Source organism: Kitasatospora sp. NPDC094019, assembly GCF_044764505.1.
Classification (GTDB): domain Bacteria; phylum Actinomycetota; class Actinomycetes; order Streptomycetales; family Streptomycetaceae; genus Kitasatospora.
On the sequence record NZ_JBIWIF010000015.1, the window covers coordinates 78,689 to 103,383 of the forward strand.

Genomic DNA, 24,695 nt, shown 5'->3' on the forward strand with positions numbered 1-24,695 from the left:
CCGCGCTCCCGGCCGGGGGCAGCGGACGGCCGGCGGGCGCGGCTGGCCGGCGGGCCCGGTCAGTCGGTGGAAGGAGCGCCGGTGCGCAGTACGGCCTGGTCGCCGTGGGGGCCGAAGAGATGGAGGATCTCGACGGCTTCGCTCCCGGCGGGGCCGAACCAGTGCGGTTCGGCGGTGTCGAACTCGGCGGCCTCGCCCGGGTGGAGGGTGAGGTCGCGGTCACCGACGAGGAGGCGGAGTTCGCCCGCGAGGACGTACAGCCACTCGTAGCCGACGTGGCTGACGAGTCTGGGCTCGCGCGGTGCCAGGACCTGCTTGAAGACCTGCACCCGGCCCGGGTACTGGGTGAGCGGGACGAGCACGCTGCCGGGGTCCCGGTGGCGGGGCCGGAGGTGGAGGCGGGGGTCGCCGGTCGCGGGGGCGGCGATCAGGTGGTCCAGGGCGACGCGGTGGGCGCGGGCGAGCGGGATGAGCAGGTCCAGGGTGGGGCGGCGGTGGCCGGACTCCAGCCGGGAGAGGGTGCTCACCGAGATCCCGGTGATCGCGGCCAGCACGTCCAGGGTGAGGCCCCGGACGAGTCGCAGCGCGCGCAGCCGGGGCCCGATGGCGGCGACGATTCCCCGGACGTCGTCGGTCGCGACGGGAGTGGTGTCCGCCGCGACCAGGAGGTCGGGCTCGGCGGGATCCACGGGCCCAGCGCTACCGGCGGGCTCTGCGGGACCAGCGCTACCAGCGGGCTCTGCGGAATCAGCGGGGTCGGCGTCCATGGGGCGATTCTGCCCCGTCCACCGTTTTGCGGTTTCCGCAAAGATGCTGGGCGGGCGCCGTCCCCCGGTCCGAGCATGGCGATCGGCAGGATGATCCGATCGAAGGGCGACCCCACCCATGACCTCCACCTCCGCGGCCACCACCTCCGCGGCCACCGGCAAGGCCGCCGCCCCTCCCCCGCTGAGCGCGCGCGGGCGGTGGACCGTGCTCGCGGTCTGCGCGCTGAGCCTGTTCCTGGTCGGCCTGGACACCACGATCGTCAACGTCGGCCTGCCCGCGATCGGGCGCGGGCTCGGCGTCGGCACCCGCGACCTGGAATGGATCGTGGACGCCTACACCGTGGTCCTGGCCAGCCTGCTGATCTCGGCCGGCGCGCTCGCGGACCGGTTCGGCCGCCGCCGGGTGTTCCAGTGCGGACTGGTCGTCTTCGGCCTCGCCTCCCTGGTGTGCGCGCTGGCGCCCTCGGCCGGCGCGCTCGTCGCGGCCCGCGCCCTCCAGGGGGTGGGCGCGTCGATGCTCAGCCCGGTGGCGCTGGCGATCGTGGTGAACGCGATGCCCGACCCCCGGGAGCGGGCCCGGGCGATCGGGGTCTGGGCGTCGGTGTTCGGGCTGAGCATGGCGGCCGGTCCGGTCACCGGCGGCGCGCTGGTGGCGGCCTTCGGCTGGCGCTCGGTGTTCTGGGTGAACCTGCCGGTGGTGCTGGTGGCCGTGCTGCTGAGCGTCCGCTTCGTGCCCGAGTCCCGCGCGCCCCGGGCCCGCCGGCCGGACCTGCCCGGCCAACTCCTGCTCACCGTCGCGGTGTGCGCGACGGTGGCCGTGCTGATCGAGGCGCCGCGGATCGGCTGGGGCTCGCCCTGGGCCCTCGCCGGGGTCGCCGCGGCGGTGGCGGCCACCGCCGGGTTCGCACTCGCCGAACGCGGCCGGACCGAACCGCTGATGGACCTCGGGCTGTTCCGGCAGCCGGCGTTCGGCACCGCCGTGCTGGGCGCGGTGGCGGTGTTCGTGGCGCTGACGGTGACCCTGCTGCTGACCACCTTCCAGCTCCAGCACGCCCGGGGGTGGACGCCGCTGGCCGCCGGGCTGGCCTCGCTGCCGATGGCGGTGGGCGCGACCGTGTGCGCGCCGCTGTCCGGCGTCCTGGTGGGCCGGGGCGGGCCGCGTCGGCCGCTGCTGCTGGCGGCCTGGTCCACCGCGGCCGGCGGGGCGCTGTTGCTGGTCCGGGCGTACCTGGTCGACGACGCCCCGCACGGCGCGGGCGACCCGGGCGCCCTGTCCGGCGCGGCCGATCTGCCCGGTCTGCTGCTCGCCCTGCTGCTGCTCGGGGCCGGCTTCGGCTTCGCGAACGCGCCGATCACCAACACGGCCGTGGGCGGCCTCCCCGCGGACCGCGCGGGGGTGGCCGGGGCGATCACCTCCACGGCCCGCCAGCTCGGTTCGGCGGTGGGCATCGCGATCGCGGGCGGGCTGGTCGCGGGTGCGGCCCCGGCCGGGCTCGCCGCCGCCTCCCGGACCGGCTGGGCGGTGGTCACGGCCTGCGGCCTGTTCCTGCTGGTGGTCGCCCGCGCCGCCCGACGCCGCTGAGCCCAGCCGCCGCTGAGCCCCGCCGCCGGGTGCCCGGAGCCGCTGAGCCCCCGGAGCCCGTCCTCGCCCGGGTGCCCGCCGACGCCGGGCACCCGAAAAACCCTTCGCACCCCGTCCGGGGCCCGTGTTACGGTCGATGGACGAGCCCGGCCCGACGGCCGTTCGCGCTCGTACGAAGTCCGTCACGGAGACAGGGAAGGTGAATTGTGGTCGCGGTGACAGCCGCTGCGCACGTGCTGCGCGGCACCCGGACTGTTCTCACCTCCCGGGTCCCGGTCTGACGCCCTTCGCTCTCCGGGGCCCCTTCTCCAAGGGACTCCCATGTCTTCTTCCCTGCCTTCCTCCTCCTGGCACACCCGGGCCGAGCTCCCCTCGGACCTCCCGGCCGTCCACGAGCTGACGGTCGCCGCCTTCGGGCGGCCGTCCGAGGCCGACCTCGTCGAGGCCCTGCGCGCCGACGAGGCGTGGATCGACGGTCTCTCGATCGTCGCCACCACCCGGGCCGAGACCGGCCCCGTCGGTCATGTGCTGCTCACCCGCGCCTTCATCGGCGACGTCCCGGCGCTCGCGATGGCTCCGGTGTCCGTGCACCCCGACCACCAGCGGTCCGGCGCCGGCTCCGCCCTCGTGCGGGCCGGACTCGACGCGGCCCGCGCCCGGGGCGAGCGGTTCGTGATCCTGCTCGGACACCCGTCGTACTACCCGCGGTTCGGCTTCGGCCGGGCCTCGGCGCACGGCATCACGCTCACCGTCGACGCCCCGGACGAGGCGTGGATGGCGCTGAGCCTGGACCAGGAGCGCGACCCACTGCCGTCCGGGACGGCCCGCTGGGCCGCCGCCTTCGGCATCGCGTAACACCTTCCGGCGCAGCGGCAGCCGGTGGCCCGCCGATCGGCGGGCCACCGGCTGGCGCGCCCCGCCGTACGCCCCCGTCGTGAACCCGCGCCGGGGGCGTTCCCGTTCCACCGACGGGCGCTTCCGACAGCCGCGCGGACCGGGCGGCGGACCCCTTCCGACCGGCCCCGGGAGGGTGTCGGAGTACCGCTCGAAGGCCCCGCGCGGGCATGAACCGGGTGCTACGGCAATGTCAAGGAGTTGTGTGTGCACTGTCCGAAGATCGAACGGGCTTTCACTCCTAACACACCGTATGACTAGTATCGCTTCGTCATAAAGCCCGTGCCCCGGACGGTCCGACCCTCGCGGGCAGACCGCCAGCCCCAAGGAGTCAGCTCTGCGCGCGCGTGCGAATCGGCGGCCCCCGACGCCGAAGGCCCCCCGCAGGCGTCGACCGCGCCTGTCGCTGCGGACGGCACTGCTCGTCCTGGCCCTCGTCCCCAGCATCGCCCTGGCCGCCCTCTGGGCGGTCACCAGCGGCGTGACCTTCTTCGACTTCCAGCGCCTGGCCGCCCAGGGCCTGCTGGCACAGAAGGCGGGCCAGCCGTCCAACATCGTCTACTACAACCTCCAGGAGGAGCGCCGGCTCAGCGCCGAGGCGCTCTCCCGGCCCGGCAGCGTCGCCGACCAGCTGAAGCGTCAGCGCCAGCTCACCGACGAGGCCGTGCAGAAGTTCCAGACCCTGTCCGGAGAGACCGCCGACAGCGCGCCCACCGAGGTACGCACGGCTGTCGCCGAGGCCCGGCGCGCGATGGAGAAGCTGGGCGACCAGCGGGCCCTCGTCGACAAGGGCACCGCCGACCAGCAGGGCGTCTACGCTTACTACACCGACCTGATCGCCGTCGACCTGCGGCTGTTCACCGCGCTCAGCCATGTCGACACCGGCGAGGTGACCTGGATCTCCAAGACCCTGGTCAACTCCTTCTGGGCCAAGGAGATGCTGGCCCGCGAGGACGCGATCCTGGCCCGGGGCTGGCCCTCCGGCAAGCTCAGCGCCTCCGACTACCAGCTCGTGCAGCAGGCGATCGGCGCCCAGGAGCACCTGTTCACGGTGCAGGTCGTGCCCTACGTTCCGGCCGACGAGCGTGCCGCCTGGTCCGAACTGATGAGCGGTCCGGCCTGGCAGTCCAAGGCCGCCGTCGAGCAGGCGCTCACCCGCCCGGCCGCCGCCGACGCCACCGGCACCGTCCGGCTGCCGCAGCTCCAGGACCAGTGGCGGCAGGCCGTCGACCAGCTCAACCCGATGCTGGTGAAGGTCATCGAGACCCGCACCGAGGGCGTGGTCGAGGTCGGCAAGGGCTCGATCCTCTCGCTGCTCACCCGGGTCGCGCTGACCTCGGTGATCGGCCTGCTCGCGGTGATCGTCGTGGTCGTCGCCAGCTGGCGGCTGACCCGCTCGCTGCGCCGCCGGATCAACGACCTGCACGCCCAGGCACAGGATCTGGAGCACACCCTGCCCGAGGTCGTGGAACGGCTGGCCCGCGGCGAACAGGTGGACGTCGAGGCGGAGAGCCGGGCGATCACCGCCGGGGCCCACGCCCGCGGCGGCGACGAGCTGGCGGAACTCGGCCAGGCCATGAACCTCGCCCGCACCTCCGCGCTCGGGGCCGCCGTCCGGCAGGCCGAGCAGCACCGGGGCTTCGAGCGGCTGCTCCAGCGGATCGCCCGCCGCACCCAGCTGCTGATCGGTCAGCAGCTGCGCAAGCTGGACGCCCTGGAGCGGCGGCACGAGGACCCGGAGGTGCTGGAGGGCCTGTTCGACCTCGACCACCTGACCGCCCGCCTGCGCCGCTACGAGGAGAACCTCGTCATCATGGCCGGCGGCCAGCCGCAGCGTAAGTGGCGCAAGCCGGTGCCGCTGCTGGACGTGCTGCGCGCCGCGCAGGGCGAGGTCCAGGAGTACCGCCGGATCGTGCTGGACGTCGAGGGCCACCCGTGGCTCTCCGAGCGCGCGGTCGGCCCGATCGCGCACGTGGTCGCCGAGCTGATGGAGAACGCGGCGACCTTCTCCAAGCCCCCGACGCCGGTCGACGTCCGGGCGGCCGTGGTCGGCCGCGGGCTCGCGATCGAGATCGAGGACCGCGGCCTGGGCATGGACCCGGAGCAGTACGACTCGGCGAACGCCCTGATGGCCGCCGCGCTCGCCGACGAGCCGCCCCGCACCGACATGCTGGCGCGCGGCGACGACATCCGCCTCGGCTTCCACGTGGTGGCCCGGCTGGCGTCGGCGATCGGCCTGCAGATCGAGTTCCGGCCGTCGGCGTTCGGCGGGACCAGGGTGGTCGTGCTCGTGCCCGGCGACCTGATCCTCGACGGCGACTCCGGGCTGCCGGACCACGGGGCGGTCACGCCGATCCCGCTCGCCCGGCGGCAGCGGCCGGTGGACCGGGCCCAGACGCCCGTGCCGCTCGCCTCGGTGACCGAGATGCCCGCCCAGTCCGGTTCGGCGGCCCCGGCCGCGACGGCCGCGGCGGACACCACGACCTCCTCGGCGGTCGTCGCGGTGGACGAGGAGGAGGAGCGCGCGGCCAGGGCGGACGCCGCTCCGCATCCCGGCCAGGCCGGCGCCGACTGGTTCTCCGCCCCCAGCGCCCCCGTCACCACCCCCGGCGCGGCCGCCGGGGCCCCGGCTCCGGCCCAGGCGTTCGGGTACGTCGAGTACGTGCCCCCGTCGGACGACGAACTCCTCGGCGCCCCGGTCCGGGTCGACTTCGGGAAGCATGACGGGTTCGGCGGGCCCGAGCGCGGGGCCGAGGACGTTCACAGGTCCGAGGACCTCCACCGGTCCGACGGCTTCGGCGGGTCCGACGGCTTCCCCGGGCAGCACGACGCCTTCGGCGCGCACGACGTCTTCGACGGTCCCGGCGGCATCGACGGTCCCGGCGGCTTCGCCGACCGTGGGAGCTTCGACGGTCCCGACGGCTTCGGCGACCGCGACGGCGCCTTCCCCGGCGTCGAGGCGGACGGCTACCCGCACCCGCCGGCCGAGCACGGCCAGCCGGTCGAGCACTCCTCCGGGAACGCCCACGGCTTCGGCGGGGCGACCTACGACGCCCCCGCCTACCCCGATATCGCCTACGCGACGGTGATGCCCGCCGAGGCGCCGTACGCCGACGAGCAGTACCGGCCCGCCGACCACTACCGGCTGGCGGAGCGTCGGCAGCGCGACGAGCATCCGACCGGCCCGCTCCCCGGCGCACCGGCCGCCGGCCCGAGCGCCCTGCCCGCCCCGAACAGCACGACCGGACCGACGGTCCCGACGGTCCCGACGGTCCCGACGGTCCCGACGGGAAGTCTCCAGCCGCCGCTGCCCCAGCGGGTGCGCCAGGCCAGCCTGGCCGCCGAACTGCGCGTCCCACCACCGGCCCGCACCCCGTACGCGGGCACGGGCACGGGCACCGGAACCGGCCCCGCAACAGCCTCGGGTCCGTTCCAGCGGCCGCCGCGCCGCTCCGGTGCCACGGTCGGCGCCTTCCAGCGCCAGTCCCGGGCCGCCCGCGGCCTCGGCGGCGCGGAGGAACGGTCCCCCGCCGACGGCCCCGCGACCGACGGCCCCGCGTTCGGCGCCCTGCCGCCGGGGCGCGGCACCCTCCCCCCGTCCGGCCCGGCCTCCCCCACGGCCCCCGGAACCCCGACTCCCGCGCCGGGTCCCTCCCCCTGGGCCCTCCCGGCCGCGGACCCCCGAACCACGAGGACGGAAGAGCAGTCATGAACCGCACCATCGCCACCCACCAGGACCTCGACTGGCTGCTGGACGGACTCGTCGACACGGTCCCCGGGACGAGAAGCGCCGTGCTGCTCTCCGACGACGGCCTGGTGGTCAGCCACTCCCGCACCATCGAGCGGTCCGACGCCGAGCGGCTGGCCGCCGTCGCCACCGGTCAGCAGAGCCTCGCTCGGGGCATCGGCCAACTGTTCGACGGCGGCCCGGTCCACCAGGTGATCGTCGAGCTGGCCGAGGTCTGGCTCTTCGTCATCGCCGCCGCGCAGGGCACCCACCTCGCCGTGGTCGCCGACCAGGAGGTGGACGCCGAGGTGATGTCGGTGGCGATGCACCAGCTCGTCCAGCAGGTCGGCCAGAAGCTCACCACGCCGGTCCGCAGCGAGTTCGACGCCTTCGCCGCCAGGAACCGGGGGTGACTCCCCGGTGAGGCCGCACTGGAGCGAGCTGCCCGAAGAGGACGAGGACGACGACTACGGCGCGGGCACGATGGTGCGCCCCTACACCATCACCCGCGGCCGGACGGCGCCGGAACGCGACGACCTCACCCTGATCACGCTGCTGACCACGGTGGAGGAGCTCGCGGACCACGCGCTCGCCACCCGGTCGTCCGGTCCGCGCGGGCTCCAGCCCGAGCACCGGCTGATCCTCGAACAGTGCCGCCGGCCCGCCGCGGTGGCCGAGGTGGCCGCCGGGCTCAACCTGCCGGTGTCGGTCACCAAGATCCTCCTGGGCGACCTGATCGCCCAGGGAATGCTGTCGGCCCGGGCCCCGATCTCGGTGGCCCGGGCCGCCGGGGACGGCGGCATCGACCTCGGGCTGCTGACGGCCGTACGCGAAGGACTCCGGAGGCTCTGAACCATGGCACCATCCGCACCCCTCCCCTCCTCCCCCTCCTCCCCCGCCCTCGCCGCCCCCGCGGCCGTCAAGATCCTCATCGCCGGCGGCTTCGGGGTCGGCAAGACCACCCTGGTCGGCGCGGTGAGCGAGGTCGCCCCGCTGCGCACCGAGGAGTACCTGACCCGCGCCAGCGAGGGCGTGGACGACCTGGCCGGCGTGGACAACAAGGAGACCACCACCGTCGCCCTGGACTTCGGGCGGATCACCGTCAACCCGGAGCTGGTGGTCTACCTGTTCGGCACGCCCGGGCAGGAACGCTTCTGGTTCATGTGGAACGACCTGGTGAACGGCGCCCTCGGCGGCGTCGTGATCGCCGACACCCGCCGGCTGGACACCAGCTTCGCCTCGATCGACTTCTTCGAGAGCCGGGGCATCCCGTTCGTGGTCGCGATCAACTGCTTCCACGGCCACAACACCCGGACGGCGGACGAGATCCGGGCCGCCCTCGACCTCGACCCGCAGGTCCCGATGCTGATCGGGGACGTGCGGGTGCGGACGTTCGGGCGGGACCTGCTGCTCGCGCTGGTCGACCACCTCATGGAGCTGTCGGCCGGCGCGCCGGTCCGCTGAAACGTTTCCCCTTTCTTCCACCACATTTTGGAGCACCCCCGTCATGACCCCACCCCTGCGCGTCCTCGTCCACGGCGGCGGCATAGGCGGCCTCACCGCGGCCACCGCCCTTGCCCGTCGCGGCCACCGGGTCGACGTCGTCGAGCTGCGCGACGCCCTGGAGGCCCTGGGCGTCGGCATCATCCAGCCGTCCAACGCGCTGCACGTGATGCGCGAGATCGGCGTGCTGGAGCAGTGCCTCGCGGCCGGGTTCGAGTGGGAGGTGCTCACCATCTGCGACCCGACCGGCGGCATCCTCGCGAAGATCCCGCAGCCGCGGATGGACGACGCGCCGTCCAACAACGGTATCCCCCGCCCCGAGCTGGCCCGGGTGCTCGGCGAGGCCGCCACCGCCGCCGGGGCGACCCTGCGGTTCGGCACCACCGTCACCGAACTCGCCGACGAGGGCGAGCAGGTGGCGGTCACCCTGAGCGACGGCAGCAGCGACCGCTACGACCTGGTGGTCGGCTTCGACGGCATCGGCTCGCCGCTGCGCAAGCGGCTCTACGGCGAGAAGTACGCGCCCGAGTACACCGGTTTCGCCAACTGGCGGGTCACCCTGCCGCGTTCGCCCGAGGTCCAGGGCGTGGTGATGTCCACCGGCAACCTGAAGGCCAAGGCGCTGCTCACCCCGATCAGCGCGGACCTCATGTACCTGGGTTCGGTGTTCGCCGAGGCCGAGGACTTCCGGCCGGACCCGGAGCACGCCCACGAGCAGCTGCGCGAGCGCCTGGCCGGCTTCGGCGGCCCGATCGCCGAGGCGCTGGCGCAGGTGACCGACCCGGCCGCGGTGGTGTACTCGCGGATCTCGCAGGTCACCGTCGAGGAGCCGTGGCACGTCGGCCGGGTGGTCCTGGCCGGTGACGCGGCGCACGCCTCCACCCCGCACCTGGCCCAGGGCGCGGCGATGGCCGTCGAGGACGCGCTCGTCCTCGCCCAGAGCCTTGACGCGGCGGAGACGGTGCCCGCCGCGCTGGCGGCCTGGGAGGAGCGGCGCCGGCCGCGTGCCATGTGGGTGCAGGCGCTGTCCCGGGCGATCCTCAAGCAGGAGACCGGCACGCCGACCACGCCGGAGGAGGACGAGCTGCTGAAGGTCGGCATCCCGGGCGCGGCGCACTTCCTGGTCCGGCCGTACTGACGGTCCGGCCGTACTGACGGCGCGGCGGTCCTGACGGTCCGGCGGTTCGAGGGGCTGACAGTTCGAGGGGCTGATGATCGTCAGCCCCTCCGCCGGCCCGTGATCGCGTGCCGGCGGGCCCAGACCGCCGCCGAGACCCGGGCGACCAGCCGGGCCGCCGGATCGTCCTCCGCCCCGTCCGCGCCCGAGGCCAGCGGACCGGTGTAGCAGACGGCCAGCAGGTAGGGCGGGCAGTCCCCGGGCCGCACCAGCCCCACGCAGTGCCGGGCGCCGGGGATCCAGCCGTTCTTGAACGCCACCGCCGTCCCCGGCGGCAGCCCGGCCGCGAGGTCGACCCGGAACGCGTTGCGCTCCAGCAGCGCGAGCAACTCCGGCTCCCCGGCGAGGGACTGGAGCAGCCGGACCAGGTCGCGGGCCGTCACCCGGTTGTGGGTGCCCGCCTCCCGCGCCGGGTGGTCCTCGATCCCGCGCGGGCTGGCGCTGCGGGTGGCGCCGGCCCGCCGCCAGACCTCGGCCACGGCCTCGTGGCCGGTCCGGGCGAGGCAGAGGTTCGTGGCGAGGTTGGACGAGTGGGTGATCATCCGCTCCGCCAGCAGACCCAGCGGCGCGGTACCGCCGAGGAGGCCCCACGGGACGGGGTCGCTGTCCCACTCCGGGTCGTTGGCGAACCGCCCGCCCGCCCGCGAGGCGAAGGAGTTCACCACTGGCACGGCCTCGTCGAGGTCGGCCCCGGACCGGTGCAGGGCGGCCAGGACGGCGATCTTCATCGTGCTCGCGGCGTCGTGCGGCTCGTCCCCGCCGCGCTCGAACACCGGTTCCCCGCCCCAGGGGGCGACCACTACGGACAACATGGCCCCACCGTAACCGGGCCGGGCCCGAGGCCACCGCCCTCCCGCGCGGCACCGACCTCGAAGGCACCTGCGGGACCGCCCTGCTCCCGCCGGACGCCCGAGCCGGTCCGGACACCCGGAGGGCAGTGATCAGGGCCCGCGGATCACTGCCGTGACCGACTGCGGCTGCTCCCGGCCGGGGCCGGGAGCAGCCGGCGTTCGTCAGTACCAGAGGGCGCCGGCCTGCCCGAGGCAGTCCCACTGCTGGACGCGGTCACCGTTGCCGGTGCCGGAGTTCTCCACCTCCAGGCACTTCCCGCTGTAGTTGACGAAGCGGACGCGACCGTTGCCCGCGTCGACCGCCTTCCACAGCGCGCCGGTCTGGCCCAGGCAGTCCCACTGCTGGACGCGGTCACCGTTGCCGGTACCGGAGTTCTCCACCTCCAGACACTTCCCGCTCCTGGAGTTCTTGATGTACTTCCAGTCGCCGCGCCACTCGGCGTACCAGTACGCCCCGGCCTGCCCGAGGCAGTCCCACTGCTGGACGCGGTCACCGTTGCCGGTACCGGAGTTCTCCACCTCCAGGCACTTGCCGTTGTAGCTGTGGACGAGCCAGCCGGCCGCAAGGCTCTGACCCGAGGGGGCCGGGCTCGTCCCGGCCGCGGCGGCGGGGACGGCGGTCAGCGGCGCGGCCATCAGCAGCGCACCGCTCAGGAGCGCGATCGACTTCCTTGAGATCATGAGGATTCTCCTTGGTCGACTTCGAACCATTCGAACTGTCAGCGTCAAATACCGTTCTCAGCATGGCAGTCGAAGGCCGCGCAATCATGTCCCTGACAACCTTTGGCTGAATCGGCGGTCGCTCTCGCACACGGGTGGGACCAGTGCTTCACGAGGGCTCTCCCAGGGGGCGGCTGATGGCCCGGAGGTTCCTGCGAGGCCAGGAAGAGGACCAACCGGCCGTTGCCGCCTCGCGCGGTCCTGAGCGGAGGGCGATACCGACTTCCTGTCGGACCGCCCACTCCAGCCGTAGCCCGAACACGTCGCGCGGGAAGTCGGTCCGCCCGACTTCCCGCTCCCCCGCCGACCAGTCACCACCGCTGCCCCTTCCCGAAGGACGGCTGTCCTCGGGCGGACCGCGGCGGCCCGTCGGGTCCGCCGCGACATGGGGCGTTCCGGGGTGGCGACGATCTCCACGAACGGCACCACGAGGTGGCCCGGCAGCCGGGGAGTCCGACCGAACCGGTTCCGGGGATCACACCTTTCCGTGCCCGTGCCCGTGGCCGGGCCCGTGCCGGTGGCCGGGCGGCCACGGCGGGCGGGGCTTGGCGGGGGCCAGGCGGACGGCCGGGAGCCGGCCGCCGTCCAGCGGCGTCCCCGGCCCGGCCCCGGCGGCGAGCGCCGCGAGGTAGTGGGCCCGGGGTTGTGGGGTGGCCCCGAGGGAGCGCACGTGCGGGGAGTCCCACTGCGCGTCGAGCAGCCGACCGCCGGCGGCGGCGAAGCGGGCGGCGAGGTCGGCGACGGCCACCCGGGCGGCGTCGGGGCGGCGGTGGAACATCGAGTCCAGGCTGAGCACCGGACCGGCCGCGATCCCGAAGACCCCGCCGATCAGCTCCCCCTCCTCCCACACCTCGACGCTGTGGGCCGCGCCCAGCCGGTGCAGGCCGGTGAGCGCCGTCCGCAGCTCCGGGGTGAGCCACGGGGGTTCGCGCCCCTCGGCGCAGGCCGCGAGCACCCGGTCGAAGGCGGTGTCGGCGGTGGTGGTCCAGTCGAGGCGGTTGCGGAGCAGCCGGGCGAGCTTGCTGCCGAGGCGCACCCCGTCCGGGGCGAGGAGGGGTCGGGGGTCGGGCGACCACCAGGCGAGCGCGTACGGGTCGGCGCCCCCCGGCCCGGGCAGCAGGGCGATCCGGCCGGCCTCCACCGCCTCCTCGTGGCGGGCCTCGTTGAAGGCGCTCGCGTAGTCGTCGGCGGCGGGGAGCGGGAAGAGTCCGTGCCGGTAGGCGGCGAGCAGGGTGCCGGGGGCGAGGTCGGCGCCGAACGCCGCCGGTCCGTCGGCGGGCGCGTGGGCGACGTCCACCGCCGCGAAGAACTCCTCGGGCGTGGGGGCGGTCATCGCGGCGCCCCCGGCGGCGGCACGGGGGCGGTCATCGCACCGCCCCGAGCGGGGAGGTGCCGAGCGGCGGGGAGAGGAAGCCCTCGGCCGTCAGCCGGTCGAGGTAGAAGTCGAGCAGGCCGTCGTCGACGGCGGGCAGGACGACCCCGCTGCCGGCCAGGGCGTGTTCGGTGTTGGCCCGGTCGAAGACCGGGAAGGTGGGGCGGAAGTACATCTCGCTGATGGACAGTCCGGTGCCGGGGACGCGGTCGACGAAGAGCGGCACGAACGGCGTCATCGGATGGGTGGGGTGCCCGGCGGCGAACCGGACCAGGCCCTGCACCCACTGCTCGTAGGGGACTTCGTCGACGGGGTGGCCCCGGGCGCGCAGCCGGTCGGCCAGTGCGGGGAGGTCGGCCGGGCGGGGCGAGGTCAGGTGGTAGACCTCGCCGATGGCGGGCGCGTGGGTGACGATGTGGCAGATCGCGCGGCTGAACCGGTCGGCCGGGACGAAGTCGAGCGGCAGCCGGACGGCCGGGCAGCTCCCGCTCTCGGCCATGTACTTGATCAGCGCGCACATCTCGGTGCCGGTGTTCATCACGCCGGTGCGGAGGTCGCCGGTGACGTCGTTGGTGCGCAGCACGGTGACCGGCAGTCCGGCCTCGGCGGCGTGGTGCAGGAGCTGTTCGGCGACGTACTTGCTCTCGACGTAGCCGACGGCGAGCCGGTCGGCGTGGGCGAGCGGGGTGCGTTCGGTGACTTCGCCGATGCCCGCCGCGCCGAAGCCCGCGACCACGGCGAGGGTGGAGAGGTAGTGGACGGGGATGCCGCGCGAGTGGCCGGCCAGCCGGACGATCTCGCGGGTGCCGTCGACATTGGCGCCGCGCAGCTGGTGGTAGGGGTAGATGAAGTTGACCTGGCCGCCGAGGTGGTGGATGGCGTCGAGGGTGTTGGCGAGGTGCTCGAAGCGCTGCTGGGTGAGGCCGAGCAGGGGTTCGGCGAGGTCGCCGACGAGCGGGACGACGCGGCGGTCGGCGAGGTCCTGGCGGAGGAAGCGCTGCTGGGCGGCGCGGAGGCGTTCCAGCGCGTGTTCCTCGTCGGGGGCGCGGACCAGGCAGTGGATGCGGGCGGTGGTGGTGTGCAGCAGGGAGTCGAGCAGGTGGGCGCCGCAGAAGCCGGTGGCGCCGGTGAGCAGGATCTCGGTGGGTTCGGCGCGGGACGGCGCGGGGCTCCAGGACTGCCGGACGGGCGTGTCCAGGCGGGCTTCGGCGGCCCAGTCGACGGCGGCCTCGCCGGTGCCGCCGTCGCCCCCGGCGCTCTCGGCCCGGGCGGCCCCGTCGGCACCGGCGGCACCGGCGGCCGGGGTCGCGGTGCCGGCGCGGGCGGCGAGGGTGTCGGCGGCGAAGGCCCGCAGGGTGGCGTCGCGCAGCAGTGACCGGGTGAGGAAGCGGATCCGGGTGACGTCGATGCCGAACATGATCCGGGCGCGGGCGAGCATCTCCATGGCGAGCAGGGAGTTGCCGCCGAGCTCGAAGAAGTCGTCCTCGGGTCCGACCTCCTCCACGCCGAGGAGTTCGGACCACAGCTGGGCGACACCGGCCTCGAAGGCCGAGGCGGTGCCCCCGCTCGGGGCCGAGCCGTTCGGGGAGGGGGAGCCGGCGCCGGACCCGCGCGCGCCGGTCGGGTCGCCGCCCCCGGCCGCCGCCCGGCCGTCCCGGCGCTGCAACTGGGGCCGGGCGTCGGGCAGCCGGCGGCGGTCGATCTTCCCCGCCGAAGTGAGCGGCATGCGGTCGAGCAGGACGAAGTCCGCCGGGACCATGAAGTCCGGCAGCCGTTCGGCGAGGTAGGCGCGGATCCGGCCGCGCCGGGCGTGGGGGCCGGAGGAGGCGCGTTCGGTGAGGGTGTAGTAGGCGGTGAGGACGCGGCTGCCGTCGGTCCCGCTGTCGGCGGCGACCCGGGCCTGGCGGACGTCGGGGTGGGCGGCGAGCACGGATTCGACCTCGGCGGGGTCGACCCGGTGGCCGCGGACCTTCAGCTGGTCGTCGAAGCGGCCGAGGATCTCCAGGTTGCCGTCCGCCCGCCAGCGGCCGGCGTCGCCGGTGCGGTACATGCGTTCTCCGGGCACGAGCGCGTACGGGTCCGGCAGGAACGTTTCGGCGGTCAGCCCGGGCGCCCGCCAGTAGCCGCGCGCCAGGCCGGGGCCGCCGAGGTGGATCTCGCCCTTCTCGCCGGGCGGCACGGGGCTGAGCCGGGCGTCCAGCAGGTGCACCCGCACCCCGGGCAGCGGCCGCCCGATCGGGACCGGCGCGGCGGAGGGATGGCCGGGGCCGGCCTGCTGCGCGGGACCGGCGTGCTGCCCGGCGGCCGGGTGCCCCGGGCCGGTGTGCTGCGCCGCGGGTTCCAGCACCTCCGGGGTGAGTTCGCAGAGGGTGGAGGTCACGGCCGCCTCGGTCACCCCGTAGGCGTTGACCAGCCGGACCCCCGGCAGCCGCTCCAGGCAGGCCCGGCAGTCGTCGGCGTGCACGGTGTCGCCGCCCACGATGACCAGCCGCAGGCCGTCCGGCGCGGGCCCGCCGGGCGGGAACAGGCCGAGCAGGTGGTGCCAGTACGCGGGCGTGAGGTCGGCGACGGTCAGCCGCAGCCCGCGCATCCGGTGGGCCAGCTCGGTCGGCGCCCAGGTACGGGCGCCGCCGAGCACCAGGGTGGCACCGGCGGCCAGGGTGGCGAAGATCTGCTCCAGGGAGGTGTCGAAGCCGAGCGCGGCCAGTTGGAGGACCCGGTCGCGCGGAGTGAGTCCGTAGGCGTGGACCACCCGGTCCAGGGTGAAGACCAGCGAGCGGTGGGTGACGGGCACGCCCTTGGGGGTGCCGGTGGTGCCCGAGGTGTAGATCAGGTAGGCGAGGTCGTCCGGACCCGCGGGGTCCACGTCCGTGCCCGGACCCGCGGGGTCCACGTCCGTGCCTCCGCCCGAACCCTCGCCCCCGTTCGGCGGTACCGCCCGCACCCCCGGGAAGGGCCGCCCCTCCGCCGAGACGACGAGGTCCGCCCCGCAGTCCTCGACCAGCCGGGCCAGCCGCCGCCTCGGGTGCGCCGGGTCCAGCGGCAGGAAGGCGCCGCCCGCCTTGAGCACGCCGAGCAGGGCGGTCACCAGGTCCGCGCCGCGTTCCAGACAGACCGGGACGACCCGCTCCGGGCCGACGCCCAGGCCCCGCAGCACTCCGGCCAGCCGGTCACTGCGGGTGTCGAGGTCACGGTAGGTGAGCGTCTCCTCGTCGGTGAGCACCGCGACGGCGTCCGGGTCCCGCGCCGCCCGCGCCCGGACCAGCCCGTGCACGGTCCCCTCGGGGCCCGCCCGGCGGGCGCCACCGGCGCCGTCGCGCACGGCACTCCGGGGGCCGTCAGGGCCCGCGCCGAGCTCCGGCGCACGCCACTCGCGCTCGACGTAATGGCGGCACTCCTCACGCCCGGCCGGTCCGAAGACCGTCCGCCAACCGCTCGGAACCGTGAAGTCCCCGGGCCAGATCGTATACTGACCGTCCTCGTTGACCAGCACGGCGTGACGTCCGGAACCCACTCCGGCACGTGCTCCCCGTGCGCTGTCAGCTGCTTCATCCACCGGCTTGACCTCGTGCTGTAGCGGCAGAATGCTGGGAGGTGCGACATTTCCGACTATACGCACTCAAGGCCCATTTCGAACGTCCGATCGGACCACCCCGGTCCGGCCCGGACGCTCGCGAGCCCCTGCCCGGAAATCCCGTCACCCGGCACCACGGGTGGGCGGGGTGATGTCGCGGAGGAGGTAGCTCGTTGACACGCCGGCGCCAACGCCTGATGGCCTGTTACCTGGTGTGGATGGTGGTGTTCACCGGCATCTACTACGCCAATCCCTCCCAGCGGATCATCTGGTGGACGGGCATCGGCCTGGGCGGCGTCGCCGCCATCGTGGTCGGCGTCCGCCTCAACCACCCCTCGCACGCCCGCTACTGGTACCTGCTCGCACTCGCCAACCTCAGCTTCACGGCGGGCGAGGTGGTCCAGGTGATCCAGATGCAGTTCCTGCATCTGGGCAGCCCGTTCCCGTCCATCGCCGACGGCTTCTACCTCGCCGAGTACCTGCTCTACGCGGCAGGCGTGTTGGGCTTCATCCGCTGGCGGACCGCGCATCAGGACCGGGCCAGCCTGCTGGACGCGCTCATCCTCACCATGGGCCTGGCCCTGCTGGTGTGGATCTACCTGATCCTCCCCTACGCCCGGAACCCCGACCTCGACTGGTTCCAGAAGGCCGTCTCGATCGCCTACCCGCTGGGCGACGTCGTGGTGCTGGCCCTGTTGCTCCGACTGGTCGTACCGCGCGGCGGCGTCAGCCGCTCCCTGCAACTGCTCACCGTCGGCACCGTCGGCCTGCTCGTCTCCGACATCGCCTACGGGCTGATCGTGCTGCACGGCAACTGGCACATCGGCACCCCCGTCGACTTCGGCTGGGCCGCCTTCTACACCGCCTGGGGCGCGGCCGCCCTGCACCCGTCCATGGTCGAGCTGACCAAGCCCATCCCCAGCCAGCAGCCGGACCTCGGCCCCGGCCGGCTGGCCCTGCTCACCGCGGCCTCCCTGATCGCGCCGACCATCCTGATCATCGAGGCCGGCGCGGGCAACACCAGCAACGCCGGGGTGATCGGCGCCTTCTCCGCCGTGATCTACCTGCTCGTGCTCGCCCGGCTGGCGGTCGTGGTGCGCGCCCGCCGCCAGGCCGTCGCCAGGGAACGCGCGCTGCGGCTCGCGGGCTCCTCCCTCACCGCGGCCGTCACCGTCGAGGAGGTCGCCGACGCCGTGCAGGCCGCCGCGTCCACCCTGATGCCGACCGAACCCGGCCACGTCGCGCTGCTGGCCGTCACCGAGGGCGGTGTCCTGCACGTGCGGCACGCCGAACGCGGCGCCGGCCGCCACCTGCTCGGCGCCGAGCACGACTCCGACGAGGTGCTCGCGCTCGCCGCCTACCGGGAGACCAGGCTGCTGCCGGTCGAGGACATCGGCACCGACCTCTCCAACCGGCTGGACGGCATGCCGAGCGCCCTGCTGTGCCCGCTCACCCTGGCCGAGCGCCCGTCCGGCGACCCGCTGATCGGCGCCCTCATCGTCACCGGCACCGAACAGGAGCTGACCAGTCTCTGGGGCTCCCTGGAGATCCTGGCCGCGCAGGCCGCGCTCGCCGTCGAGCGCGTCATGCTGAGCCAGGAGATCACCCGGCGCGACAGCGAGGCGTACTTCCGCACCCTGGTGCAGAGCGCCAGCGACGTCATCCTGATCCTCAACGCCGACGACTCCGTCCGCTACGCCTCGGGCTCCTCGGCCGAGCGGGTGCTCGGCTACCCGAACCTCACCGGCACCCTGATCACCGACCTCGTCCCGACCGAGGACAGCCGGGCGGTCGGCAAGGCGCTGGCGCGGATGCGCAGCCGGGACACCGGCCTCGCCGCCTCCCGCCCCGGCCGCTCCGGGCCGGACGCCCAGCGCGAGCACTGGCGGCTGCTGCGGGCCGACGGCACCCCGATCGAGATCGAGGTGCACGCCAACGACCTGCGGGCCGATCCGACGGTGGGCGGGCTGGTGCTCACCCTGCGTGATGTCACCGAGCAGCGGCAGATGGAGCGCGAACTCACCCACCGGGCCTTCCACGACTCGCTGACCGGCCTGGCCAACCGGGTGCTGTTCCTGGACCGGGTGGGCCACGCGCTCTCCCGGGGCGAGCGCAGCGGCGCCGTCACCGGGGTGCTGTTCATCGACCTGGACGACTTCAAGATGGTCAACGACACCCAGGGGCACGCGGTCGGCGACGAGCTGCTGATCGCCGTCTCGCTCCGGGTGTCGACGGCGCTGCGCACCTCGGACACGGCGGCGCGCCTCGGCGGCGACGAGTTCGCGGTGCTGGTGGAGGACGCGCTGGCGCCGGACGACGTCGGGGCGCTCGCGGACGGCGTACTGGCGGCCTTCGCCGAGCCGTTCCGGCTGAGCGCGGGCGCGGTGCGGGTGTCGGCCAGCATCGGGGTGGCGACGACGGAGGACAGCGTGGACGCCACCGAGCTGCTGAGCCACGCGGACCTGGCCCTGTACTCGGCGAAGTCGGCCGGCAAGCGGCAGTGGTGCCACTACCAGCCGTCGCTGCAGGCGGGCCTGGTGGCGCGGCACGAACTGAACGAGAACCTGGACACGGCGATCGCCGAATCCGCGTTCCGGCTGTACTACCAGCCGATCGTCGACCTGGCCTCGGGGGCGCTGGTGGCCTTCGAGGCACTGGTGCGCTGGCCGCACGACCGGCGCGGCATGGTGCTGCCGGACGAGTTCATCGCCCTCGCCGAGGAGAGCGGCCAGATCGTGCCGCTCGGCGCCTGGGTACTGGAGCGCGCGGCCCAGGAGACGGCCGTCTGGCACGCCGCCAGCACGGCGGCCCGCGCCGCCGTCGGCCTGCCGCCGCTGCGGGTCAACGTCAACGTCTCGGCCCGGCAGTTCCGCGACCCGGGCTTCGTGGACGTGGTGCGCGGCGCCGTCCGCAGCTCCGGGATCCCGCCGCAGTCGCTGGTCCTGGAGCTCACCGAGTCCGTCCTGATGCGCCGGGACGACCGCGTGCACACCGACATGCGCACCCTGGGCGACCTCGGGGTGGGCATCGCCATCGACGACTTCGGCACCGGCTACTCCTCGCTCTCCTACCTGCGCGAGTTCCCGATCTCGATCCTGAAGATCGACAAGTCGTTCATCGACGGCCTCGGCCTGTCCCAGCAGCAGTACGCCCTGGTCGAGGGCATCGCGAGGATCGCCGACACCCTGGGCGTGCAGGTCATCGCCGAGGGCATCGAGCACCCCGACCAGCGCGACCTCCTCGCCGCCATGGGCTGCCCCCTCGGCCAGGGCTACCTCTTCGCCCGCCCCCTCACCCCCGACCAGGCCCGCGCCTTCATCGAGCAGCACACCGCCCCGGCCGCCGACCGCCCCGGCGTCCCACCCTCCCCTGGCGGCTAGGCCGCCGACCGGCCGGCCCCGGTGACCCCGCCGTCGCCCTCCGGTACCTCGGGCGGGGTCAGGCGCGGCGGTAGGTGCCGGACCGGGCGGCGGTGAGGGCGGCGGCGGCGGCGCGGTCGGCGGTCGCCTCGTCGAGGGGGTCGGGGGTGGTGAGCATCCGGTAGTAGAGGGGCGCGGAGACGGCGCGGACGACCTCGGCGGGGTCGGTGTCGGGCGGGAGCTCGCCGCGGTCGACGGCTTCGGTGACGCACGGCGCCCACTCCTCCACCCGGGCGCGGTAGAAGCGGTGCAGGGCCTCGGCGGCGTCGGGGTCGCAGGCGGCGGCGACGAGGACGGCACGGAAGAGCGCGCCCTGCCGGGGGTCGGCGAGGGTGCGGGCGACCAGGCGGGCGTTGGTGCGGAGGTCCTCGGCGAGGGAGCCGGTGCGGGCCCGCGGGAGCGACTGTTCGGCCATGTCGGTGAGCAGGTCGGCGAGCAGGGCGCCGACCGAGCCCCAGCGCCGGTAGACGGTGGTACGGCCGACCTCGGCGCGGCGGGCGACGTCGCCGAGGTCGAGCCCGGCGAAGCCGACCTCGACCAGCGCGTCCTCCGCGGCCCTGAGGACGGCGGTCCGGACGCGGGCGGTCCGACCGCCGGGACGCTGCATGTCCGAAGGCGTCATTAACGGGATTCCTGTTCCATTAGCGGCGGAGCCAGTGCTAGGGTCGAGACATCTTAACGGCACAGAAGTCCCGTTAGCGAAGGGAACCTCCCATGGAGTACCGCCGCCTCGGCGCGTCCGGCCTCACCGTCCCCGCGCTCTCCCTCGGCACCGGCACCTTCGGCGGTCGCGGCCCCCTGTTCGGCGCCTGGGGCACCACCGACGAGACCGAGGCCCGCCGCCTGCTGGACATCGCCATCGACGCCGGCGTCACCCTGTTCGACACCGCCGACGTCTACTCCGACGGCGCCTCCGAGGAGGTCCTCGGCCGGGCGATCAAGGGCCGTCGCGACCAGGTCCTGATCTCCACCAAGGCCGGCCTGCCCACCGGCGACGGCCCCAACGACGCCGGCACCTCCCGCTCCCGCCTCACCACCGCCGTCGACGCCGCCCTGCTCCGCCTCGGCACCGACCACCTCGACCTCTTCCAGCTGCACGCCTTCGACGCCGCCACCCCCGTGGAGGAGGTGCTCGGCACCCTCGACGAGCTGGTCCGGGCCGGCAAGGTCCGCTACACCGGCGTGTCCAACTTCTCCGGCTGGCAGCTGATGAAGTCGCTCGCCGCCGCCGACCGCGACGCCCACCCCCGCTACGTCGCCCACCAGGTCTACTACTCCCTCGTCGGCCGCGACTACGAGTGGGAGCTGATGCCGCTCGGCCACGACCAGGGCGTCGGCGCGCTGGTGTGGAGCCCGCTCGGCTGGGGCCGCCTCACCGGAAGGATCCGCCGCGGCACCCCGGTCCCGCCCGGCAGCCGCCTGCACGACACCGCCGACTACGGCCCGCCGGTGGAGGACGAGCTGCTGTACGACGTGATGGACGCGCTGGACGCGATCGCCGCCGAGACCGGGCGCACCGTGCCCCAGGTGGCGATCAACTGGCTGCTGCGCCGCCCCACCGTCTCGTCCGTCATCATCGGCGCCCGCAACGAGGAGCAGCTGCGCCAGAACCTCGGCGCGGTGGGCTGGGAGCTGACGGCCGAGCAGGTCGCCCGGCTGGACGCGGCGAGCCTGCGGACGGCGCCGTACCCCTACTTCCCGTACCGCCGACAGGAGGCTTTCGCGCGGCTGAACCCGCCGCTCGCGGGGTGAGCGGGCGGACGGGGCGCGGCGGGGGCGGGACGCGGGCGCGGCGGCGGCGCGGCGCGGCGGGACCCCCGCCGGGAGGCGTCGGCCGAGGCGCAGCCGGAGGCGTCGACGAACGGCCCGCAGAAGTTAACACGACTGCCATGTGGCAGTTCTGCCACTTCCTTAGCGTCGTCCGCATGACGCCTGCCGCGAACCCCGCCGTGAATCCCGCCGTGAATCCCGCCGCAACCCCCGTCGCCGATCCCGCCTCCCCGGACGCCGTCCGCGTCGTCCAGCTCTCCGACACCCACTTCCGCGCCGCCCCCGGCGCCCGCTCGTTCATCGCCCACGAGCCCGAGGACGGCCTCACGGCCGTGCTCGCCGACGCCGCCCGCGCCGTCGAGCGGGCCGCCGTGGTCGTCGTCACCGGCGACCTGGCCGATCTCGGCGAACCCGTCGCGTACGAGCGGCTGGGCGAGGCGCTCGACGCGCTGCCCGCGCCCGTCTACTGCCTCCCCGGCAACCACGACCGCCAGGAGCCGCTCCAGGCGTGCCTGCCCCGCCCCAACGTGCACCTGGAGCCCGCCGTCCAGGTCGGGAACTGGCTGCTGCTGCTCCTGGACACCAACGCCGACGGCCGCGAGCGCACGGCCGACGGCGGCTACCGCGACCGCGAGGACCGGGTCCACGCGGCCTCGCAACCGGGCCTCACCCCGGTCGAGGCGGAGCGCGCCCGCGCGATCCTCACCGCCACCCGGGCCGAGCACGTGTTCCTCTGGCTCCACCAGCCGCCACTGCCCCAGACCGCCCCGGCCGCGCAGGGCGACAGCGAACTCGCCCTCCTCGTCCGCGACTTCCCGGCGATCCGGGCGATCGGCGCGGGCCACCTGCACGGTGACCTCTCCGGCACCTTCGAGGACCGGCCGGTGTACGTGTGCCCCTCCAGCTACATGAGCATCGACACGGAGCTGCGCCGCCTCGACGGCCCCGGCTACCGCACCTACCTGCTGCACCCCGACGGCCGCGTGGACACCGAGGTGCGCACCGTGCCCGGCCCGCTGACCGACGCCATGCGGGCCACCACCCTGCCCGCCCACCTCGCCGACCTGCTGAGCGGCCGGGTCACGCCCGAGGAGCTGGCGGCACTGGACGACGCCCAGTTCGAGGAGCGCTACGGCGAGCCCCGCCCGATGGCCCGGGCGCGGGCCCCGCACCGGCCCGCCGACGGGGCCGCCGTCGGTAGCGCTGCCGGAGCCGTCACCGGGAGCGCCGCCGGGGCCGCCGTCGAGAACGCCGCCGGGAGCCGGTAATCCAGTTGTCGTCGCAGGTCGGGACGGTGCATGGTCGTTGCCATGATCGAGCTTCGTACCCTGACCTCCGACGACTGGCCGCTCTTCCGCGAGCTGCGCCTCGCCGCCCTCGCCGAGGCGCCGTACGCCTTCGGCTCCACCCTGGCCGACTGGCAGGGCGAGGGCGACCGGGAGGAGCGCTGGCGCTCCCGGCTGGAGATCCCCGGTGCCCTGGACCTCGTGGCGTTCGTGGACGGCGAGCCCGCCGCGATGGCCACCGGGGTCCCGGAGGGCGGGCACGCCGAGCTGATCTCGATGTGGGTCGGCCCGCGGGCGCGCGGCCGGGGCGTCGGCGCCCGGCTGATCGAGGAGATCGCGGCATGGGCCGCGCGGCAGGGCTTCACCACCCTGCGCCTCGCCGTGATGCCGCACAACCCGCGGGCCATCGCCCTCTACGAGCGCACCGGCTTCACCGACACCGGCGAGCCCGGTGACCTGCTGCCGGACGGCGTCTCGCGCGAGCTGGTCATGGCCAAGCCCCTGCCCGCCTCCCCGCCGCCCCTCTGAGCACCTCCGACCACCCCGCCACTTCTCCCTCAACTCCCTTTTGTTCCACTGGAGTTCACGCGTCCGTTCCGGCCAGACGGCGGCCGGTTCGGGCCAGCTCCGGGCAATCCCGGCACCCGGACGACGGAGCGCTGCCTACGGTCGAGGTGCCTGTTGGCACCCGTTCCTTCGTCTGCCCGCACCGCGTGCGCCGCCGAGCCAGGGAGTCCGTCTGTGCCGTCCTTGCTGCACTACGAGATCGTCGCGGATCCGACATCGCTCCAAACATCGCTCCCGGACGAGCCGTCCGTGGGGACGGTGTACCTGATCGTCTCCAACACCCACCAGTCCGCGGTGGAGTGGGACTACATCGACGTCGTCCTGCCGCTGCTCGCCCAGTCCTCGAACCTGACGGACACCCCGACCGCGGTCACCGCCTCCATCACGCGCACCTACAACAACCCCTGGGACGACGCGCTGGAGTTCGCCTGGGACGCCGCCAACGACTGCTTCCGCGCCCGGCTCTCCCGGGCACAGCCGCCCACCCGGCCGTTCGCGCTGCTGGACGCCCACGGGGCGCTGGTGCTGAAGCTGGAGAACATCCCGGTCGCCGAGGGCGCGGGCCTGAGCCTGCTGGAGATCCGCGAGCGCTCCGGCGGCGGGGACGCCAACCTCGCCATGCGGCAGGACCACTACACCACCCACCTCGGCCTGGCGAAGCAGTCGCCGAGGGTCCCGCGCAGCTTCCGGGCCGAACACTCCCTGGTGAACGGGGACGCGACCGAGCCCCTGGTGCTCCGGTGGGACGGGCCCTCCGACCTCGACTACGCGATCCTCGACGGGGTCGGGACCGAACTGCACCGCGAGTCGGCGGTGGCGGGCGTCCCGGCGACACACCGGGACTTCTCCTGGTCGACCGACGGGCTCCGGCGCGGCACCACGTTCACCCTGGTCGCCCGGCCGCAGGGCGGGGCGCAGCAGCGGGGCTACTTCCTCACCGCGACCGCCCACGCCCGCATCCCCGAGTTCGAGAGCGGGACCCGCACCCCCTGGGTCGAGGGGACGCCGAACAAGTCGCTGATCACCTTCACCGCGGACGGTGTGGAGGTCCGCGACGCCAAGCGCGACCTGGGGACGGTGACGGCCGAGAAGGCCGTCCTGGACAACGTGACGACCAGGGTCGTCCAGGGGCGGACCAACAACGCCGGCTGGCTCACCTTCCCGGACAGCGGCGTCAACCTCTACCACGGGCCGAACAGCGACCTGGGCGTCCTCACCGCCGCCCGGGCGGACGTGGAGGGCGTCAACACCACCTGGGCGGGCAGCCGGGACGCCGGAAAGGGCTGGCTGGACTTCACCCGCCCCGGCGCCACCCTGCACAAGGACGGCAACCAGGACCTCGGCGCCCTCACCGCCGAGAAGGTGGACGTCACCGGCATCAACACCACCTGGGTCGGGGACCGCGACGCCGGGAAGGGCTGGATCGGCTTCCCCCAGGACGGCATCGACATCCGCAAGGACGGCGGCCAGTCCTGGGGCACCGTCC

At 74.4% G+C, this 24,695-nt stretch carries 18 protein-coding genes; 12 read left to right on the forward strand and 6 right to left on the reverse strand.

The features are described from left to right. Nucleotides 1–59: 59 nt before the first annotated feature. Entirely contained in the window at nucleotides 60–689 is a 630-nt protein-coding gene (locus ACIQ9P_RS28720) for a helix-turn-helix domain-containing protein (RefSeq protein WP_402362210.1), read from the reverse strand. Between the two features lie 196 nt (nucleotides 690–885). Between ACIQ9P_RS28720 and ACIQ9P_RS28725 the strand changes: the two genes are divergently transcribed. The 7 genes from ACIQ9P_RS28725 (at nucleotide 886) to ACIQ9P_RS28755 (ending at nucleotide 9,611) form a co-directional block, all read left to right on the forward strand. Beyond that, nucleotides 886–2,349 (forward strand): MFS transporter, encoded by a 1,464-nt coding sequence (locus tag ACIQ9P_RS28725; RefSeq protein WP_402362213.1) that lies wholly within the window; start codon nucleotides 886–888, stop codon nucleotides 2,347–2,349. Between the two features lie 321 nt (nucleotides 2,350–2,670). Beyond that, nucleotides 2,671–3,204: a GNAT family N-acetyltransferase gene (locus ACIQ9P_RS28730; RefSeq protein WP_402362216.1), complete on the forward strand. Its 534-nt coding sequence runs from the start codon at nucleotides 2,671–2,673 to the stop codon at nucleotides 3,202–3,204. A 520-nt stretch (nucleotides 3,205–3,724) separates the two neighbouring features. Beyond that, nucleotides 3,725–6,955 carry a nitrate- and nitrite sensing domain-containing protein gene (locus ACIQ9P_RS28735; protein ID WP_402362219.1) on the forward strand — a complete coding sequence of 1,077 codons (3,231 nt, stop codon included), beginning with the start codon at nucleotides 3,725–3,727 and terminating at the stop codon, nucleotides 6,953–6,955. Further along, a complete protein-coding gene (locus ACIQ9P_RS28740; RefSeq protein ID WP_045941106.1) occupies nucleotides 6,952–7,383 on the forward strand; it encodes a roadblock/LC7 domain-containing protein in 432 nt (143 codons plus the stop codon). Before ACIQ9P_RS28735 ends, ACIQ9P_RS28740 begins: the two co-directional genes overlap by 4 nt. A gap of 7 nt (nucleotides 7,384–7,390) precedes the next feature. Beyond that, nucleotides 7,391–7,822: a DUF742 domain-containing protein gene (locus ACIQ9P_RS28745; RefSeq protein WP_402362222.1), complete on the forward strand. Its 432-nt coding sequence runs from the start codon at nucleotides 7,391–7,393 to the stop codon at nucleotides 7,820–7,822. A gap of 3 nt (nucleotides 7,823–7,825) precedes the next feature. Then, nucleotides 7,826–8,434 (forward strand): GTP-binding protein, encoded by a 609-nt coding sequence (locus ACIQ9P_RS28750; protein ID WP_402362225.1) that lies wholly within the window; start codon nucleotides 7,826–7,828, stop codon nucleotides 8,432–8,434. Nucleotides 8,435–8,477: 43 nt separating this feature from the next. Continuing rightward, nucleotides 8,478–9,611, forward strand: coding sequence for an FAD-dependent monooxygenase (locus ACIQ9P_RS28755; RefSeq protein ID WP_402362228.1), 1,134 nt, complete (start codon nucleotides 8,478–8,480; stop codon nucleotides 9,609–9,611). Nucleotides 9,612–9,691: 80 nt separating this feature from the next. Here the strand turns inward: ACIQ9P_RS28755 and ACIQ9P_RS28760 are convergent, their stop codons facing one another. The 4 genes from ACIQ9P_RS28760 to ACIQ9P_RS28775 all read right to left on the reverse strand — a co-directional run bounded on the left by ACIQ9P_RS28760 (nucleotide 9,692) and on the right by ACIQ9P_RS28775 (nucleotide 16,107). After that, complete coding sequence (locus tag ACIQ9P_RS28760; protein ID WP_402362231.1) at nucleotides 9,692–10,462, reverse strand: serine hydrolase; 771 nt, start codon at nucleotides 10,460–10,462, stop codon at nucleotides 9,692–9,694. Nucleotides 10,463–10,663: 201 nt separating this feature from the next. Next, the gene (locus ACIQ9P_RS28765; RefSeq protein WP_402362234.1) at nucleotides 10,664–11,182 is read right to left on the reverse strand and encodes an RICIN domain-containing protein; all 519 of its coding nucleotides are present in this window, start codon (nucleotides 11,180–11,182) and stop codon (nucleotides 10,664–10,666) included. Nucleotides 11,183–11,696: 514 nt separating this feature from the next. Continuing rightward, nucleotides 11,697–12,554, reverse strand: a complete 858-nt coding sequence (locus tag ACIQ9P_RS28770) for a leucyl/phenylalanyl-tRNA--protein transferase (RefSeq protein ID WP_402362237.1) — start codon at nucleotides 12,552–12,554, stop codon at nucleotides 11,697–11,699. Between the two features lie 31 nt (nucleotides 12,555–12,585). After that, nucleotides 12,586–16,107, reverse strand: a complete 3,522-nt coding sequence (locus tag ACIQ9P_RS28775; RefSeq protein ID WP_402362240.1) for an amino acid adenylation domain-containing protein — start codon at nucleotides 16,105–16,107, stop codon at nucleotides 12,586–12,588. Between the two features lie 233 nt (nucleotides 16,108–16,340). Between ACIQ9P_RS28775 and ACIQ9P_RS28780 the strand changes: the two genes are divergently transcribed. Further along, on the forward strand, nucleotides 16,341–19,547 hold the full coding sequence (locus ACIQ9P_RS28780; RefSeq protein WP_402362243.1) for a putative bifunctional diguanylate cyclase/phosphodiesterase: 3,207 nt from the start codon (nucleotides 16,341–16,343) through the stop codon (nucleotides 19,545–19,547). Between the two features lie 58 nt (nucleotides 19,548–19,605). On the opposite strand, the gene ACIQ9P_RS28785 is transcribed toward ACIQ9P_RS28780, so the two are convergent. Further along, nucleotides 19,606–20,208 carry a TetR/AcrR family transcriptional regulator gene (locus ACIQ9P_RS28785; RefSeq protein ID WP_402362246.1) on the reverse strand — a complete coding sequence of 201 codons (603 nt, stop codon included), beginning with the start codon at nucleotides 20,206–20,208 and terminating at the stop codon, nucleotides 19,606–19,608. 92 nt (nucleotides 20,209–20,300) lie between these two features. Between ACIQ9P_RS28785 and ACIQ9P_RS28790 the strand changes: the two genes are divergently transcribed. From ACIQ9P_RS28790 to ACIQ9P_RS28805, 4 genes are all read left to right on the forward strand, one after another. Next, nucleotides 20,301–21,338 (forward strand): aldo/keto reductase, encoded by a 1,038-nt coding sequence (locus tag ACIQ9P_RS28790; RefSeq protein WP_402362249.1) that lies wholly within the window; start codon nucleotides 20,301–20,303, stop codon nucleotides 21,336–21,338. 173 nt (nucleotides 21,339–21,511) lie between these two features. Next, nucleotides 21,512–22,624 (forward strand): metallophosphoesterase, encoded by a 1,113-nt coding sequence (locus ACIQ9P_RS28795; RefSeq protein WP_402362252.1) that lies wholly within the window; start codon nucleotides 21,512–21,514, stop codon nucleotides 22,622–22,624. A gap of 42 nt (nucleotides 22,625–22,666) precedes the next feature. Next, a complete protein-coding gene (locus ACIQ9P_RS28800; protein ID WP_402362255.1) occupies nucleotides 22,667–23,170 on the forward strand; it encodes a GNAT family N-acetyltransferase in 504 nt (167 codons plus the stop codon). Nucleotides 23,171–23,383: 213 nt separating this feature from the next. Further along, nucleotides 23,384–24,695 (forward strand): hypothetical protein (locus ACIQ9P_RS28805; protein ID WP_402362258.1); only part of this gene is annotated, 1,312 nt, incomplete at its 3' end.

What these genes read in the sequence shown, in the direction of transcription:
- ACIQ9P_RS28725 (WP_402362213.1), top strand. Translation starts at nt 886, where the DNA reads ATGACCTCCACCTCCGCGGCCACCACCTCCGCGGCCACCGGCAAGGCC.
- ACIQ9P_RS28730 (WP_402362216.1), top strand. Translation starts at nt 2,671, where the DNA reads ATGTCTTCTTCCCTGCCTTCCTCCTCCTGGCACACCCGGGCCGAGCTC.
- ACIQ9P_RS28740 (WP_045941106.1), top strand. Translation starts at nt 6,952, where the DNA reads ATGAACCGCACCATCGCCACCCACCAGGACCTCGACTGGCTGCTGGAC.
- ACIQ9P_RS28750 (WP_402362225.1), top strand. Translation starts at nt 7,826, where the DNA reads ATGGCACCATCCGCACCCCTCCCCTCCTCCCCCTCCTCCCCCGCCCTC.
- ACIQ9P_RS28755 (WP_402362228.1), top strand. Translation starts at nt 8,478, where the DNA reads ATGACCCCACCCCTGCGCGTCCTCGTCCACGGCGGCGGCATAGGCGGC.
- ACIQ9P_RS28760 (WP_402362231.1), bottom strand. Translation starts at nt 10,462, where the DNA reads ATGTTGTCCGTAGTGGTCGCCCCCTGGGGCGGGGAACCGGTGTTCGAG.
- ACIQ9P_RS28765 (WP_402362234.1), bottom strand. Translation starts at nt 11,182, where the DNA reads ATGATCTCAAGGAAGTCGATCGCGCTCCTGAGCGGTGCGCTGCTGATG.
- ACIQ9P_RS28770 (WP_402362237.1), bottom strand. Translation starts at nt 12,554, where the DNA reads ATGACCGCCCCCACGCCCGAGGAGTTCTTCGCGGCGGTGGACGTCGCC.
- ACIQ9P_RS28785 (WP_402362246.1), bottom strand. Translation starts at nt 20,208, where the DNA reads ATGACGCCTTCGGACATGCAGCGTCCCGGCGGTCGGACCGCCCGCGTC.
- ACIQ9P_RS28790 (WP_402362249.1), top strand. Translation starts at nt 20,301, where the DNA reads ATGGAGTACCGCCGCCTCGGCGCGTCCGGCCTCACCGTCCCCGCGCTC.
- ACIQ9P_RS28795 (WP_402362252.1), top strand. Translation starts at nt 21,512, where the DNA reads ATGACGCCTGCCGCGAACCCCGCCGTGAATCCCGCCGTGAATCCCGCC.
- ACIQ9P_RS28800 (WP_402362255.1), top strand. Translation starts at nt 22,667, where the DNA reads ATGATCGAGCTTCGTACCCTGACCTCCGACGACTGGCCGCTCTTCCGC.